General features: G+C 35.8%; 12 protein-coding genes. 10 read left to right on the top strand and 2 right to left on the bottom strand.

The window, feature by feature from the left end; genetic code table 11:
- Positions 1–102: 102 nt before the first annotated feature.
- The 10 genes from F0460_RS12785 to F0460_RS12740 all read left to right on the top strand — a co-directional run bounded on the left by F0460_RS12785 (position 103) and on the right by F0460_RS12740 (position 13,252).
- Positions 103–663, top strand: a complete 561-nt coding sequence (locus F0460_RS12785; RefSeq protein WP_150013820.1) for a hypothetical protein — start codon at positions 103–105, stop codon at positions 661–663.
- 2 nt (positions 664–665) lie between these two features.
- Positions 666–1,595 carry a helix-turn-helix transcriptional regulator gene (locus F0460_RS12780; protein ID WP_150013818.1) on the top strand — a complete coding sequence of 310 codons (930 nt, stop codon included), beginning with the start codon at positions 666–668 and terminating at the stop codon, positions 1,593–1,595.
- A gap of 64 nt (positions 1,596–1,659) precedes the next feature.
- A complete protein-coding gene (gene topA, locus F0460_RS12775) occupies positions 1,660–4,191 on the top strand; it encodes a type I DNA topoisomerase (protein WP_150013816.1) in 2,532 nt (843 codons plus the stop codon).
- Between the two features lie 6 nt (positions 4,192–4,197).
- Positions 4,198–5,334, top strand: coding sequence for a formimidoylglutamase (locus F0460_RS12770; protein WP_150013814.1), 1,137 nt, complete (start codon positions 4,198–4,200; stop codon positions 5,332–5,334).
- A gap of 124 nt (positions 5,335–5,458) precedes the next feature.
- The gene (gene porK, locus F0460_RS12765; protein ID WP_150013812.1) at positions 5,459–6,880 is read left to right on the top strand and encodes a T9SS ring complex lipoprotein PorK/GldK; all 1,422 of its coding nucleotides are present in this window, start codon (positions 5,459–5,461) and stop codon (positions 6,878–6,880) included.
- 57 nt (positions 6,881–6,937) lie between these two features.
- Entirely contained in the window at positions 6,938–7,708 is a 771-nt protein-coding gene (gene porL / locus F0460_RS12760; RefSeq protein WP_150013810.1) for a type IX secretion system motor protein PorL/GldL, read from the top strand.
- Positions 7,709–7,738: 30 nt separating this feature from the next.
- Positions 7,739–9,310: a type IX secretion system motor protein PorM/GldM gene (gene porM, locus F0460_RS12755; protein ID WP_150013808.1), complete on the top strand. Its 1,572-nt coding sequence runs from the start codon at positions 7,739–7,741 to the stop codon at positions 9,308–9,310.
- 14 nt (positions 9,311–9,324) lie between these two features.
- Positions 9,325–10,209: a type IX secretion system ring subunit PorN/GldN gene (porN, locus tag F0460_RS12750; RefSeq protein WP_150013806.1), complete on the top strand. Its 885-nt coding sequence runs from the start codon at positions 9,325–9,327 to the stop codon at positions 10,207–10,209.
- Between the two features lie 54 nt (positions 10,210–10,263).
- Entirely contained in the window at positions 10,264–11,325 is a 1,062-nt protein-coding gene (locus F0460_RS12745; protein WP_150013804.1) for an NAD(P)/FAD-dependent oxidoreductase, read from the top strand.
- A 4-nt stretch (positions 11,326–11,329) separates the two neighbouring features.
- Complete coding sequence (locus F0460_RS12740; protein WP_150013802.1) at positions 11,330–13,252, top strand: ABC-F family ATP-binding cassette domain-containing protein; 1,923 nt, start codon at positions 11,330–11,332, stop codon at positions 13,250–13,252.
- A gap of 29 nt (positions 13,253–13,281) precedes the next feature.
- Here F0460_RS12740 and F0460_RS12735 read toward each other — a convergent pair whose 3' ends face one another.
- The gene (locus tag F0460_RS12735) at positions 13,282–13,815 is read right to left on the bottom strand and encodes a DUF4136 domain-containing protein (RefSeq protein ID WP_150013800.1); all 534 of its coding nucleotides are present in this window, start codon (positions 13,813–13,815) and stop codon (positions 13,282–13,284) included.
- Between the two features lie 6 nt (positions 13,816–13,821).
- A complete protein-coding gene (locus F0460_RS12730; protein WP_190304153.1) occupies positions 13,822–15,987 on the bottom strand; it encodes a urocanate hydratase in 2,166 nt (721 codons plus the stop codon).
- Between the last annotated feature and the right edge of the window lie 61 nt (positions 15,988–16,048).

The raw sequence follows: 16,048 nt of genomic DNA, 5'->3' as shown, positions 1-16,048 counted from the left end.
GCAAAGATACAATTAAAATTATTTGTGTGACAAGATGGCAGATGAAATCTGAATATTTTTAACACGTCATTTTACGTCGTTTTAAATTTGTATATTTACGTTATGAAACTCATAAATCATCATACATGTTATTCGGGTGGGGCAGAAGGTGCCGATTCGTATTTTGAATTTTTTGCAGAAAAGTTCAATGTTTCGGTGGTGGCGTATTCGTACAAAACAAAACATCATAAATCTGAAAACAAACACGAATTAACCGATGATGAGTTTAAAGAAGGCGTTGAAAATGTTATGAAAGCCAATGAAGTTTTAAAACGATCTAAAATAAATCAATACTTGAAATTTTTGTCGCGAAACTGGTTTCAGGTAAAAAGTGCCGATGAAATTTATGCTGTATCAAGCCTGAAAAAAGTAAACAAAAGGTTGCAGGTAAAAGGTGGAACTGCTTGGGCGGTACAAATGGCAATTAATACCAACAAAAAGGTTTTTGTGTATAATCAAGATGTGGCGCAATGGTTTTATTGGGATTTTTCGCAGCAGAATTTCATCGAATTAAAATACCAGCCAAAAATTACATCACATCATTTTGCAGGCATCGGCACCCGAAATATCAATATCTTTGGCATAAACGCAATCGAAGAACTTTTTAAAAATACTTTTGAATAATTATGGCAAACAAGCACAATTTAATAAGCAGGTTAACGCGAATTGTTGAAATTTTTCAGCTTCAGGGCGAAAATGGTTTAGCCTTTGAAGAATTAAATAATAAATTGAAAAATTCTTTTATAGACGAAGATCACAGTGTATCGTTACGAACTTTTCAGCGCGATTTAAAAGATATTGAATCGTCTTTAAAGATTAAAATCGTGTACAATAAAGCCAAAATGAAATATATTTTGTTGGATGATGCTTCACAGAAAACATCAAAGAACAGTCAGCTTTTTACCATTGAAAGTTTAAAGATGCTGAATATTGCCCAAGATGTTTCAAACAGCGATTTTATTTTGATCGATAACCGAAAAGTTACCGGATTAGAAAATTATTCTACTATTAAAGAAGCAATCTGCTTAAAAAAACATCTGGAATTTAATTATCAAAAGTTCGATCAGTACAAGGCACACAAACGCAAATTAATGCCGCTGGCTTTAAAAGAAAGTAAAAGTCGTTGGTATGTTGTAGGGTTTGAAATTAAAGACGGACTAAAAATAAATGTGTTGAAAACTTTTGCTTTAGACAGAATCTACAATTGCGAAGTAACTACCGAATTTATTTTAAAGGATACAATCGATGTTCAAAATCACTTTAAAGATTTTATGGGTGTTACAACAAAACCTTTGGATGGTTTTTCGAAAAAAACAACCGTTAAAATAGAAACTTCAATAGAATATGGAAAGTATTTCAGCACACTTCCAATTCATCAATCACAAAAAACCGAAATAGAAAACGGCAAAACAATAATTAGTTTACAGGTAATTCCAACAATGGAACTAGTGTCCGAAATATTGTCGCACAACCACCAAATAAAGGTAATCGAGCCTAAAGAATTAGTGAGTATTGTAAAGAAAACCATCTCACAAAATCTAAAACAATACAATTAATAAAAGTCAAAAAAACGCTAATTTAAAAAAATCCTATACTTTTGCTTTTCAAATTGAAAAACGAATGGCAAAGAACTTAGTGATTGTAGAGTCGCCTGCAAAGGCAAAAACGATAGAAAAATTTTTAGGGAAAGATTATCAGGTAGAATCAAGCTTTGGACACATTGCCGATTTACCTTCAAAAGAAATTGGTGTTGATATTGATAATGATTTTAAACCGAAATACGAAGTTTCTGCCGATAAAAAAGCTGTAGTAAAAAAACTTAAAGATCTGTCTAAAAAAGCCGAAATGGTTTGGTTAGCGTCCGATGAGGATCGTGAGGGTGAGGCAATTGCGTGGCATTTGGCAGAAGAATTAAAGTTAAAAGAAGAAAATACAAAGCGTATCGTTTTTCACGAAATTACCAAAACAGCCATTCAAAAAGCAATAGAGAATCCGCGTACCATAGATTATAATCTGGTAAATGCACAACAGGCACGTCGAGTTTTAGACCGTTTGGTAGGTTACGAATTATCGCCGGTTTTATGGAAAAAAGTACGTGCAGGTTTATCTGCTGGTCGTGTACAATCTGTTTCTGTTCGATTAATTGTTGAACGAGAACGCGAAATTGATGGCTTTAATACAGAATCATCTTTTAGTATTACAGCAGAATTTGTTGCGGCAAACGGTAAATCGTTCAAAGCAAAATTGCCTAAAAACTTTAAAACTCAAGAAGAAGCGCAGGCTTTTCTAGAAAAAAATATTGGTGCAGAATTCAAGGTTTCCGATTTAGAAACCAAGCCGGCAAAAAAATCTCCAGCAGCACCATTTACCACATCAACTTTGCAACAAGAGGCATCGCGTAAGCTGTATTATTCGGTTTCGCAAACTATGATGTTAGCACAGCGTTTGTACGAAAACGGATTGATAACTTACATGAGAACCGATAGTGTAAACTTATCGCAAGATGCCATAAAAGCTGCCGAAGCAGAAATTGTAAGCGTTTACGGAAAAGAATTTAGTAAACCCCGAAATTTCTCAACCAAAGCAAAAGGTGCACAAGAAGCGCACGAGGCTATTCGCCCGACAGATATGTCTAAACACACCGTGAATATCGATCGTGATCAGGCGCGTTTGTACGAATTAATTTGGAAACGTACGTTGGCTTCACAAATGAGCGATGCGCAGTTAGAGCGTACCAACGTTACCATTGTTGCGAATAAACACAATCAGCATTTTGTTGCAACAGGTGAAGTTTTGCTTTTTGAAGGATTTTTAAAAGTTTATTTGGAAGGAAACGACGATGAAGACGAAGAACAAGAAGGTTTGTTGCCTGCAATGAAAGTGAACGAACTTTTGATAAGCAACGGCATTACAGCTACACAGCGTTTTTCACGTCCCCCGGCTCGTTATACCGAAGCTGCTTTGGTTAAAAAGTTAGAAGAATTGGGAATTGGTCGTCCGTCAACGTACGCGCCGACAATTTCAACCATCATCGCCCGTAATTACGTAGAAAAAGGAACTGCCGAAGGAACCGAGCGTAATTATCAGGTGTTGCGTTTACAGAACGATAAAATTTCAACTGCAACTCAATTGGAAAAAGTGGGTGCCGATAAAGGAAAACTGATTCCAACCGATATAGGAAATATTGTTACCGATTTCTTGGTAAAAAATTTCGAAACCATTTTAGATTATAATTTCACGGCTCGTGTTGAAGGAAGTTTCGATGAGATTGCGGAAGGAAATTTAGATTGGACAAAAATGATGAACGAATTTTACAGTCATTTTCATCCAACGGTAATCGATGTTGAGAAAAATGCAGAACGTGAATCGGGTGAGCGTATTTTAGGAAACGATCCAAAATCTGGAAAAGTTGTTTTGGTGCGTTTGGGTAAATTTGGACCAGTTGCACAAATTGGTGATGCCGAAGACGAAGAAAAACAGTTTGCAAGTTTAAATCCATCTCAAAACATAGGAACCATAGGTTTAGAAGAAGCGTTACAGTTGTTCCTGCTTCCTAAAACATTGGGCGAATACGAAGGTGAAACGGTCGAAGTGAACAATGGTCGTTTTGGTCCGTATGTGCGTTATGCCGAAATGTTTGTATCGCTTGCAAAAGGCGAAGATCCTTTAGATGTAACGTTAGATCGCGCTGTAGAATTGATAAAAGAAAAACAAAAAGCCGATGCGCCAATTGCCATTTATCAAGGCTTGCCTGTTCAAAAAGGTGTTGGTCGTTTTGGTCCGTTTATCAAATGGAACAACATGTTTATCAACGTAAATAAAAAATATAATTTCGATAATCTTTCAACAAATGATGTAGAAGAATTGATCGAAGATAAAATTCAAAAGGAAAAAGACAAGGTTATTCACGATTTCAGAGAAGAAGGTATCCGCGTAGAAAAAGCACGTTGGGGTAGATCGGTTATTTTAAAGGGAAAAGTAAAAATCGAATTGAATAAAGATATCGATGCAGCCGCTTTAACTTTAGAGGAAATCCAAAAAATGATCGAAGCTAAAACTCCGGCTAAAAAGATAGCTGCAAAGAAAACCGCAGCTAAAAAACCGGCAGCTAAAACTACTAAAACAGCAACTAAACGTATAACAAAAAAATAATACGTTATGATGTACGAAATTTTAAAACCTATTTCTGCCGAATTAGAGCAGTTTATAAATACGTTGCCTAAACATTCGTTGGGTAAAACAATGGGAATTCATACTCAAAAATCGTTGCCCGAAACAGATAATGTGCAGTTGGCAATTATTATGGTGAATGAAAATCGCGGAGTTTCAAATACTATTGATGATGTTGGTTTTGATGAATTCAGAAAGAATCTTTATCAGCTTTTTCCTGGAAACTGGACAAAAAAAATAATCGATTTAGGAACTATTGAGGCTGGCGAAAATATAGAAGATACTTATGTTGCTGTAAAAATGTTGGTTGCCGATTTGTTAAAGCAGAATATCGTGCCGATTGTTTTAGGCGGCTCGCAAGATTTAACTTTAGGTATGTACCGCGGATACGATGCGTTGGAACAAAATGTAAATCTGGTTTGTATCGATAATAAAATTGATGTAGCTGCAGATGTGGAAAATCCGTCAGAGAATTTCATGACCCGCATTATTATGGATGCGCCCCATAATCTGCATAATTTCAGCGTGTTGGGATATCAAACCTATTTTAATTCGCAGGAAGAAATTGATCTGATTGATAAAATGTATTTTGAAGCTTATCGTTTGGGAGAAATCATAACAGACGTTAAAATTGCCGAACCCGTATTGCGCGATGCCGATATTGTAAGCTTGGATATTAATGCGGTAAAATCGGCCGATTTAGGATTTTTTTCGCAGTTTAATCCAAATGGTTTCGATGGGCGAGAAATCTGTGCGTTAGCACGTTACGCAGGCTTAAGCGACCGTGTAAGTAGCTTGGGTATTTTTAATATCGATAATATTTCGCAAAAAAGTTTGTTAATTACGCAGATTTTATGGTATTTTGTTGAAGGATTTAATTTCAGAATGAATGAATATCCTTATATTAGCAAATCAACCTATTTAAAATATATAGTGCCGCTGGAAGAACAGGAGTTGGTTTTTTTTAAAAGCGATATTTCTGAACGCTGGTGGATCGAAATTAACAGTTTAGAAAACGACAGTCGTAAAGTGTTATTTCCTTGTAGCTATGATGATTACAAGCAATCTTTACAAAGTGTTGTGCCCGACAGATGGTGGCGTGCAAACAAAAAACTGTTAGGTTAACTATGTTTTAAAATAAATTGTTAAATATAAATTAAATTTTTTTTTAAGATTTCGTTGTATATTTAAAAATAATTAGATAGGTTTACGCTTTGAATAATTTTTAAAATAAAACCCCAATTAATATATGAAGAAGTTCATTACACTTACTGCGGTTGCCTCGTTAATGTTCAGTTGTGGTTCTGGTGACAGAGGAGAGCTACTAGAAGGAACGCAAGGGAAACGCTGGATTACCGAAAAGCCACAGGGAATGGCTTTTATTCCGGGTGGATCTTTCACAATGGGTAAAACTCATGAAGATTTACTTGGAGCTGAAGACGCACCAGCTCGTTCAGTGACTATTGGTTCTATGTATATGGATGAAACAGAAGTTACAAACAACCAATACCGTAAATTCGTCGAATTCGTTAAAGATTCGATTACCAGAACCCGTTTGGCAATTATGGCCGATGAAATGGGAATGGATGCTACGGCAGGTGGAATTGGAGCGTTTGCATTTCAAGAAGTTCAAGACCCTTCATTAAATCAAAACCAAACAGCGTACGATCGTTATATGTATGATAACTACTACAGTATGGCTATGGATGATGATGAATATGCAGGTCGTCGTTTAAATAAAAAAGCACGTTTGATTACAGATCCTAGACGTTACCCTGACGAGTATTACGTAGAGGTTATGGATTCTTTGTACATTCCCGCAAAACAAAATTTAAATGGAATGGTAACATTCGATGTTCAGAAATTGAACTTTAAATATTCTTGGTGGGATGAGAATGCTTACGTGAATGACAGTTCTAATGAAGTTAGAAACCGTCAGGCAAAGTTCTTAAAAACAGAGATTGTTAATGTTTATCCTGATACTACATCGTGGGTTAAAAACTTTAACTATTCTTATAATGAGCCGATGTTCAGAGAATATTTTTGGCACGAGGCTTACGGAGAATATCCTGTAGTAGGTGTAACGGCTCATCAGGCAAAAGCTTTTGCAGCTTGGAGAACACTTTACAAAAAGGCATATTCTGTTGATCGTAACATGAACCATAATTTATATGAGTACCGTGTTCCAAGTGAGTCAGAGTGGGAGTATGCTGCTCGTGGTGGTCTTAAAAATGCAATGTATCCTTGGGGAGGTCCTTATACTACAGATGAAAAAGCTTGTTTCTTAGCTAACTTTAAGCCAGATCGCGCTGATTATGCAGTAGATGGAGCTTTATATACAGCAGAAGCACGCTCTTACAAACCAAATGGTTACAACTTATACAATATGGCAGGTAACGTTGCAGAATGGACAGATTCAGCTTATGACGAAGGAAGCTATACAATGCAATCAAGTTTAAAACCTAAAGATAGAGCAACTACAAATCCATTAAAAGTGGTTCGTGGAGGTTCTTGGAGAGATCCGCACTATTTCTTACAAGTTGCTACTCGTGACAAAGAAAATGCAGATTCTGCTCGTTGTTACATTGGTTTCAGAACAGTAGTTTCAGCACCAGGTCCAGGATTGTTAAACGAAGCTAATGCACCACAAAGTGGTAGAAATGCTAAATAATTAATACACAATAATCAACATATTAAACTAACTAAAAATTTAAATATTTAAGATAAGATGGCTATACCAAAAAAAGTAATGAATTTCTGCTACGGTATGGGAGCAGCAGTTGTAATCGTAGGTGCTTTATTTAAAATTACACACATGGAATTGGGACCTTTAAACGGAAACAATATGTTAACTGTAGGTCTTTTAGTAGAAGCGTTAATTTTCGCTATTTCAGCTTTTGAGCCTGTAGATGATGAATTAGATTGGGCACGTGTTTATCCTGAATTAAAAGGTGGTGAACCAAGAGCTATGCAGGTTGCAGGTAACGTTGGTGTTACAGGTACAGTTGCTACAACATCAATCGGTGGATCTAATCAAGCTGCGCCACAAGTTCAAACAAGAACCGCAGCTCCGGCTTATGCAGCAGCATCTCAACAAGTAGTTGCAGCACAACCAACAATGGAAAGAAGTTTATTGTCTGAAAAATTAGACACTATATTAAGAGAAGCAAAAATTGACGGAAACTTAATGGAAAGTCTACGTGACAGCATTAAAAATTTCGAGGCTGCAGCAAAAGGAATCGCTCCTACAGTTGAAACAGTTGCGTCTTCTAACAGATACGCAGAAGAAATGGCACAAGCTGCTCAACAATTAGAATCTTTAAACTCTATGTATAAAGTTCAATTAGAAAGCGCTACTAAAAATGCAGATATTAACAGAGAAGTTGCTGAAAATAACTTGAAGTTAAAAGAGCAAATGATGTCGTTAACTTCAAACTTATCAACTTTAAATGCAGTTTATGGCGGAATGTTATCTGCTATGGGTAAAACAGCTAATTAGTATTAACTTTTAAATCAGATCTAATTAGACATGGCAGGAGGAAAACAAACCCCAAGACAGAAGATGATTAACCTGATGTATTTAGTGTTCATCGCGATGATGGCGCTTAATATGTCTAAAGAGGTTTTAACAGCTTTTGGATTAATGAACGAAAAGTTCGAAGATGCTAATACAAATGCTCAAGGTACAAATGAGTTTTTGTTAACTGCTTTGGCAGGTAAAGCTGAAGACGAACCGGCACGTTATACAGAACCTTATGAAAAGGCATTAAAAGTGCAAAAACTTACAACTGAATTTTATGGTTACATAGGTTCATTAAAAGGAGATGCTACAAAAGGTTTTACAAATGATCCGGAAACAAATAAATTGCCTTATGAACAAATGGACAAAGGGCAGGAAATTGATTACGGATGGTTTGAAAAAGATGGTTTATCTGCAAAAGGTAAAGAAATTATATCACGTTTCGAAAAATACCGTAATGATTTCAAAGCAATCATTGGAAATGATGTAACTTACAAATTTCTTTTAGAAAATATCGATAAAAAATTCAACACAAATCCGGTTAAGAATAAGGATAAACAAGATGTTGAATATTTAGATTACCATTTTAAAGGATATCCGGCAGTAGCTTCTATGGCTTATTTATCTTCATTACAAAATGATGCTAAAGTTTTAGAACGCGAAGCTTACGATTTGTTTTTAGGTAATTCGTTAAAACAAGCAGCTTCTATGAAAAATTACCAAGCAATGGTAATTCCTGATAAGGCGGTTTATTATCAAGGTGAAGCGATTAAATATAAAGTAGTTTTAGGTCGTTATGATAATTCTACTGTTCCTACTTCTGTAGTTGTTAATGGTTCAACTATTCCACAATCTAGAATTAAAGCAGGTCAGGTAGAAGGTACATCTGTTGCTTCAGGTTTAGGTGAACACAAGTTTACTGGTAAGTTTACATTTATGGAAGATGGAAAACCTGTAGTGGTTGATATCTTAAATTCAAACTATGTGGTAGTAAGTCGTCCAAGTTCTGCGACTATTTCAGCAGATAAAATGAATGTAGTTTATGTAGGTTTAGATAACCCTATTTCTATAACTGTTGAAGGTATTACTTCTGATAAAGTTAGTGCTACAGTAAATAATGGTACTTTAACGAAGGTTGGAAATGGAAAATACATGTTAAAACCAGGTTCTGGTAGAGAATTGGTTGTTACAGCAACAGGTACTATGCCTGATGGTAAAGCAATTACTTCTAAACAAGCTTTCAGAATTAAAAATATTCCTCGTCCAAGTGGAAAGATTCGTGGAGAGTCTGATGCTAAAGGACCTGCAAGTAACTTGGCTGATGTGAAAGTTACTGCTGTAATGGAAGATTTTGATTTCCCAATTAGTTTAAGAGTGACTCAATTTACTATTATTTTCCCTGGTATGGGGTCAGAAGTAGTGACTGGTGGTGGTTCACTTCCTGCGAGTGCTCAAATGAAAGCTAGTCGTCTACGTCCTGGGGATGTTGTGCGTATTACAAATATAAAAGCTAAATTAGAAGGTGCTCCTAGCACAGTGATTGTAAAAGACCCAACATCTGCTACATTTACTATTCAATAATAAAATTCGGATTTATGAAAAATTTTAAGAATTTATTTTTTACAGTTTGCGCTTTAGTTGTTACAAGTGTTAGTTTTTCACAAAATAACATTCTAAATGCCCGTATAGCTGGTGAAATTGGTGATGAATCAATTGAAGATATATATGCAAAAGCTGATGGACCTATTCCTTACGAATATGTAAATGATCGTGATGTGGTTTTTCAAAAGAAAGTTTGGGAAGTATTGCCTTTAGATCAAAGACAGAACTTAATTTACTATTTTCCTTTAGAAGAAACAATTGACCGTAAGCCTTTATGGAATATTTTAAAGGATGCAGTAATGAATAAGAAAATTACCGAAGTTTATTACGATGATAATTTTAAATTTAAATTGAATCCTAAAGATTTAGAATCTAAATTTGTACGTATAGATACTGCTGATGCAGGAAAAGAACAATTTATGTTTGATGGGAAAATTGATAAACAGTATATTTATACTACTGAAATTCGTCCTACTGATGTAAAAGAGTATCGTGCAATGGGTATGTGGTATTTAGACCGTAATGCAGGTGAATTAAAGTATCGTTTGTTAGGATTAGCACCTGTTGTTATTGATTTAGCTACTAAGGGTACAGAATTTGAACAAGCAGTACCTTTATTCTGGATTTTCTTCCCTGATGCGCGTGAGACTTTGTATAATTCATATGCATTCAACGAGAAGAATCCTGCAATGAAGATAAATTTTGACTACTTATTCAACGCTCGTAAATTTTCTGGAAGTATTTATAAAACGGATAACGTTTATGGAGACAGAAATATTAGTGAGTATGTTCAAGGTAATGCTATGATGCAATTATTAGAGGCAGAACGCGTTAAAGAATCTATCCGCGATTTGGAAGATGATTTATGGAATTACTAAATTTGTAATTTAATATATAAAACTCTTATCATTAGATAAGAGTTTTTTTTTACCATGAAAGTAGATTATATAATAGTTGGTGCTGGTTTGGCTGGTTTGTGTATGGCGCAGTTTTGTATCAAACACAGAAAGTCATTTATTATGGTTGATAATGCTCAAAGAACATCATCAAAAGTTGCGGGTGGTATGTTTAATCCGGTAGTGTTAAAACGTTTTACATCCATTTGGGAGGCTGATGCACAATTAAAGTTGGCAGATTTGTTTTATCTGGAAATTGAGAAAATGCTGAATACTTCATTTTACCATAAATTGCCTATTTACAGAAAATTTGCAACAATTGAAGAGCAAAATAATTGGTTCCTTGCCTGCGATAATCCTATTACAGCACCTTATCTGAATCAAAATCTTTTAAAAGATAAATTTCAACACATAAATAGTGAATATCATTTCGGAGAGGTTTATAATACTGGTTTTTTAAATGTGAATTTATTTGTAAAATCATATCAGGAGTATCTTCAAAGAGATAACTTACTGTTGAAGGAATCTTTTATTTATGATGAATTAATCATCGAAAATGATTCAGTAACTTATAAAGACATTCAAGCAAAGCAAATTGTTTTTGCCGAAGGGTTCTCCATGTTAAATAATCCATTTTTTGATTATTTGCCATTGGATGGAACAAAAGGAGAACTTTTGTACGTGAAAATATCAGGTCTTAAGTTGAAGTCTATTGTGAAATCAAGTGTGTTTATTATTCCTGTGGGGAATAATATTTACAAAGTTGGTGCTACTTACAATTGGCAAGATAAAACAGATGATGTAACAGATGAAGCAAAGAATGAATTAATCGAAGGTTTGGAAAAATTGATTGATTGCGAGTATAAAATCATTGAACATGTGGCTGGAGTTCGACCAACAGTTAAAGACCGTAGACCGCTTGTTGGATCACACTATCAACATAAAAACGTATACATTCTAAATGGTTTGGGTACGCGTGGCGTGCTGTTGGGTCCATATCTTGCAGATAAACTCATTCAAAACATTGAAAATAACGTACCTTTGGATCCGAATATCAATGTTGCCAGATATTATAAAAAACTACAATTAATTAAATAGCAGTATGCTTAATATACACGATTTATCCGTATCGTTTAGCGGAGATTTTTTGTTTGAAAACGTCACATTTCGGTTAGGAGCCGGCGATAGAATTGGTTTAATCGGTAAAAACGGTGCAGGTAAATCAACGTTGCTTAAAATTTTATCGGGAGAAGTCGAGCCAGATTCGGGGGTCATTGCTTTTGACAAAGAAATTAAGATTGGTTTTCTAAAACAGGATATCGATTTTGTAAAGGGAAGAACCATTTTAGAAGAAGCTTATCAGGCTTTCGACGAGATTTTGTACGTGGAAGATCAACTTCAGAAATCGAATGAAGAATTGGTTACGCGTACTGATTACGAATCAGAATCGTATCACGAATTAATTGATAAAGTAAGCGATTTAACGCACAGGTTTGATATTTTAGGCGGTTATCAATATCAGGGAAATACAGAAAAAGTACTCCTTGGTTTGGGTTTTAAACGTGATGATTTCAATAAATTAACTGATACTTTTTCGGGTGGTTGGCGTATGCGTATCGAATTGGCTAAACTACTGCTTCAGAACAACGATATTTTGTTGTTAGATGAGCCTACGAACCACTTGGATATCGAATCGATTATTTGGTTGGAAAATTTCTTGAAATCATTTTCGGGAGCTGTGGTTTTGGTTTCGCACGATAAAATGTTCCTTGACAATGTAACCAACAGAACCGTTGAAATTTCGTTAGGAAAGATTTATGATTTTAATAAACCATACACGCAATATTTGGTTTTAAGAGAAGAAATGCGCGAAATGCAGTTGGCAGCTCAGAAAAATCAAGCTAAAAAGATTGAAGAAACCGAAAAACTGATTGAAAAATTCCGATACAAAGCAACCAAAGCGTCTATGGCGCAATCGCTTATCAAAAAATTGGACAAAGTAGAGCGTATTGAGGTTGATGAAGATGATAATTCGGTTATGAATATCTCGTTTCCTGTTTCACAAACTCCCGGTAAGGTTGTTTTAGAGATCGAAAAAGTGACCAAAGCGTATGGCGATAAAATCATTTTTAAAGACATCAACCTGTTCATTGAACGCGGAAGCAAAATTGCATTTGTAGGTCAGAATGGTCAAGGAAAATCGACCTTAATCAAAGCAATTCAAGATGAATTTGAGTACGATGGAACCATAAAAATTGGTCATAATGTTCAATTAGGATATTTCGCACAGAATCAGGCAGATTATTTAGACGGCGAAAAAACGCTTTTAGATACGATGATTGATGCCGCTACAGACGGAAATAGATCTAAAGTTCGCGATATGTTGGGATCTTTTTTGTTTCGTGGCGATGATGTTGAGAAAAAGGTGAAAGTATTATCAGGAGGTGAGCGAAATCGTTTGGCATTGGCAATGTTGCTTTTAAAGCCAATCAACGTGTTGCTGATGGATGAGCCTACGAACCATTTAGATATTAAATCGAAAAATGTGTTAAAGGCGGCTTTGAAAAATTACGAAGGAACGTTGCTGTTGGTATCGCACGATCGTGATTTTTTACAGGGAATGACCGATAAAGTCTACGAATTTAAAGATCAAAAAATAAAAGAATATTTAGGCGATATCAATTATTTTTTGGAAGAACGTAACGCAAGCGATATGCGCGATTTTGAGCAGAAAAAAGATGCTAGTACTCAAGTGAAACAAGAAGTTGTTGTAAAGCAACAAAAATCACTTTCTTACGACGATCAAAAACGTTTAAAGACGTTGAATAACAAATTGAGTAAAGCAGAAAGTAATATTACGGATTTGGAAAAGAAAATTGCAAAAGCCGATTTAGAACTCGCTAAAGATTATGAAAAGTTAATGAACGATTCAAAATGGTTCACAGCTTACGAAAAATTGAAATCCGATTTGAATAAAACAATGGGGGACTGGGAAAAAACGCAGGAAGAAATTGATAGGTTATAAAAAAAAGCAAGGTTTTAAACCTTGCTTTTTTATTTAGGAAACGTCTCTAAAACTTTTGTGACAAATTCTTTAATACGTTCTTCTTTTTTGCTTTGTTTGGTAGCTAAATAACCACTTCCTTTTCCTTGCCAGATTAATTCTTTATTGGCTGCTTTTAAGACATCAATATAAAGAATTCCTTGGGTTGATGTTGATACTGATTGATATCCAGGTCCCATCATCCACGGATTCCATCCCCAAGGGCGGTACATTCCATAACCCCAACCTCCATAAAATGAATTTACATTTACAATTTGTTTGGCATCGGTAAACAAGTTAATTAGCAAATCAGGGTTTTCACTTTTAGTAAAACCTTTTGCAGTTAGTTCTTCATCAATCGCTTTAAGAATACGCTTTTTATCCAGATCAGAAATATTGATTTTATCAACACCGTCTTTCATAAAAGCATACGTTTTAAACTGACTGAAGTTTACGCTGCTGTCGTAATCTGTAGCAACTTGCACCGAACTGCACGAAGCCATAACAAACAGCAACAGTAGAGGTAATAGTTTAAATAGTTTCATAATATTTTAGTTTAATAAATTGTCGTCAACTAAATTTGGCAAGGTCACTTTTAATAAAGGTTCCGCTTCCATTGCACGTTTAATAGCAAATACAGCGCCTTCGTTTCTTGCCCAGCTTCTGCGCGATATTCCATTATTAACATCCCAGAAAAGCATCGATTTTAAGCGTTGTTCTGCTTCTAAAGTACCATCAAGAAGCATACCAAAACCACCGTTAATTACTTCGCCCCAGCCAACGCCGCCGCCGTTGTGAATTGAAACCCAGGTTGCTCCGCGGAAACTATCGCCAATTACATTGTGAATTGCCATGTCGGCTGTAAATCGAGATCCGTCATAAATATTTGATGTTTCGCGATACGGAGAATCTGTTCCAGAAACATCATGATGATCACGACCCAATACAACCGGACCAATTTTTCCTGCAGCAATAGCATCGTTAAACGCTTTAGCAATATTGGTTCTACCTTCGGCATCGGCATATAAAATTCGAGCTTGAGATCCTACAACCAATTTGTTTTCTTGCGCACTGCGGATCCACTGAATATTGTCTTTCATTTGCTGCTGAATTTCAACAGGCGATGTTTTAATCATTTCCTCTAAAATTTCACAAGCAATAGCGTCGGTTTTTTGTAAATCTTCAGGATTGTTGCTCGCACAAACCCAACGGAACGGACCAAAACCGTAATCAAAACACATTGGTCCCATAATATCTTGAACGTACGAAGGATATTTAAACTCGCGACCTAATGTTGGGTTCGGATTCATTACATCAGCTCCCGCACGCGAAGCTTCTAATAAAAAGGCATTTCCGTAATCAAAAAAGTACGTGCCTTTTGCAGTGTGTTTGTTTATTGCAATTGCATGACGACGCAATGTTTCCTGAACTTTCTCTTTAAATAACTCCGGTTGATCTGCCATCATTTGGTTCGATTCTTCAAACGAAATCCCTGCAGGATAATAGCCGCCAGCCCATGGATTATGAAGCGAAGTTTGATCGGACCCTAAATCAATGGTAACATTTTCCTGATCGAATTTTTCCCAAACATCAACTACATTTCCTAAATATCCAATAGAAACAATTTCTTTATTAGCCTGTGCTCTTTTAACGCGATCTACCAAAAGATCTAAATCTTCAATAACTTCGTGGATCCAACCTTGGCTATGACGAATTTTAGTTATTTTAGGATTCACTTCTGCACAAACCGTAATACAGCCGGCAATAGTTCCCGCTTTTGGTTGTGCACCGCTCATTCCGCCTAAACCAGAAGTTACAAACAAGTTACCTTTTGGTTCTTTGTCAATTTTTCTAAAACCGTTTAAAACCGTAATGGTTGTACCGTGCACAATTCCCTGTGGACCAATGTACATGTACGATCCGGCAGTCATTTGTCCGTATTGAGTGACACCAAGGGCGTTGAATTTTTCCCAATCATCCGGTTTAGAATAATTAGGAATCATCATTCCGTTGGTAACAACAACTCGTGGCGCATTTTTGTGCGATGGAAACAAGCCCATTGGATGCCCTGAATACATCACCAGCGTTTGCTCATCGGTCATTTCGCCCAAATATTTCATGGTTAACAGGTATTGTGCCCAATTGCTGAACACGGCTCCGTTACCACCATAAGTAATTAATTCGTGCGGATGTTGTGCCACGGCATAATCCAAATTGTTCTGAATCATCATTTGTATGGCTTTTGCCTGCAACGATTTTCCCGGATATTCGTTAATATCACGAGCGTACATGCGGTATTTCGGACGAAAACGGTACATGTAAATTCTACCGTATTTTTCTAATTCTTCTTTAAATTCAGGAATAAGCGTTTCGTGATGTTGCGGTTCAAAATAGCGCAAAGCATTACGTAATGCCAATATTTTTTCTTCTGCTGATAATATTTCTTTACGCTTTGGAGCGTGGTTAATTGTAGCGTCGTATAAAGCTTTTGATGGCAAATTCGCCGGAATTCCCTGAAGAATTTCTTCTTGAAACGTCATAGTTCTCGGTTTTGTTTTTTTCTTAATTTGATCGATTAATTTACTAAATCCGTAAGGGCAGTGTTTGCATCCACTCATGCAACAATGCCCGCGATTTAAAAGATATTTTTCCGTAAAGATCCTGAAACCTTTGTCCGAAAGATAATAATCTTCTCCTTCAATTAATTCCTTTCTCATAACTACAAATTTAGTGAATAATTTTTGTTTTTTGCGAGGGTATGTTAGATGTTTGGTGTTT

This window comes from Paenimyroides baculatum (assembly GCF_008629655.1).
GTDB lineage: Bacteria > Bacteroidota > Bacteroidia > Flavobacteriales > Flavobacteriaceae > Flavobacterium > Flavobacterium baculatum.
The sequence above is the reverse complement of the archived record's forward strand: the minus strand, read 5'-3'. Positions and strand labels throughout refer to the sequence as shown.

Excerpts from the sequence above, each read along its gene's own strand:
- F0460_RS12770 (WP_150013814.1), top strand. The coding sequence starts at position 4,198 with ATGATGTACGAAATTTTAAAACCTATTTCTGCCGAATTAGAGCAGTTT.
- F0460_RS12745 (WP_150013804.1), top strand. The coding sequence starts at position 10,264 with ATGAAAGTAGATTATATAATAGTTGGTGCTGGTTTGGCTGGTTTGTGT.
- porL (WP_150013810.1), top strand. The coding sequence starts at position 6,938 with ATGGCTATACCAAAAAAAGTAATGAATTTCTGCTACGGTATGGGAGCA.
- F0460_RS12730 (WP_190304153.1), bottom strand. The coding sequence starts at position 15,987 with ATGAGAAAGGAATTAATTGAAGGAGAAGATTATTATCTTTCGGACAAA.
- F0460_RS12780 (WP_150013818.1), top strand. The coding sequence starts at position 666 with ATGGCAAACAAGCACAATTTAATAAGCAGGTTAACGCGAATTGTTGAA.
- porK (WP_150013812.1), top strand. The coding sequence starts at position 5,459 with ATGAAGAAGTTCATTACACTTACTGCGGTTGCCTCGTTAATGTTCAGT.
- porN (WP_150013806.1), top strand. The coding sequence starts at position 9,325 with ATGAAAAATTTTAAGAATTTATTTTTTACAGTTTGCGCTTTAGTTGTT.
- topA (WP_150013816.1), top strand. The coding sequence starts at position 1,660 with ATGGCAAAGAACTTAGTGATTGTAGAGTCGCCTGCAAAGGCAAAAACG.
- F0460_RS12740 (WP_150013802.1), top strand. The coding sequence starts at position 11,330 with ATGCTTAATATACACGATTTATCCGTATCGTTTAGCGGAGATTTTTTG.
- F0460_RS12785 (WP_150013820.1), top strand. The coding sequence starts at position 103 with ATGAAACTCATAAATCATCATACATGTTATTCGGGTGGGGCAGAAGGT.
- F0460_RS12735 (WP_150013800.1), bottom strand. The coding sequence starts at position 13,815 with ATGAAACTATTTAAACTATTACCTCTACTGTTGCTGTTTGTTATGGCT.
- porM (WP_150013808.1), top strand. The coding sequence starts at position 7,739 with ATGGCAGGAGGAAAACAAACCCCAAGACAGAAGATGATTAACCTGATG.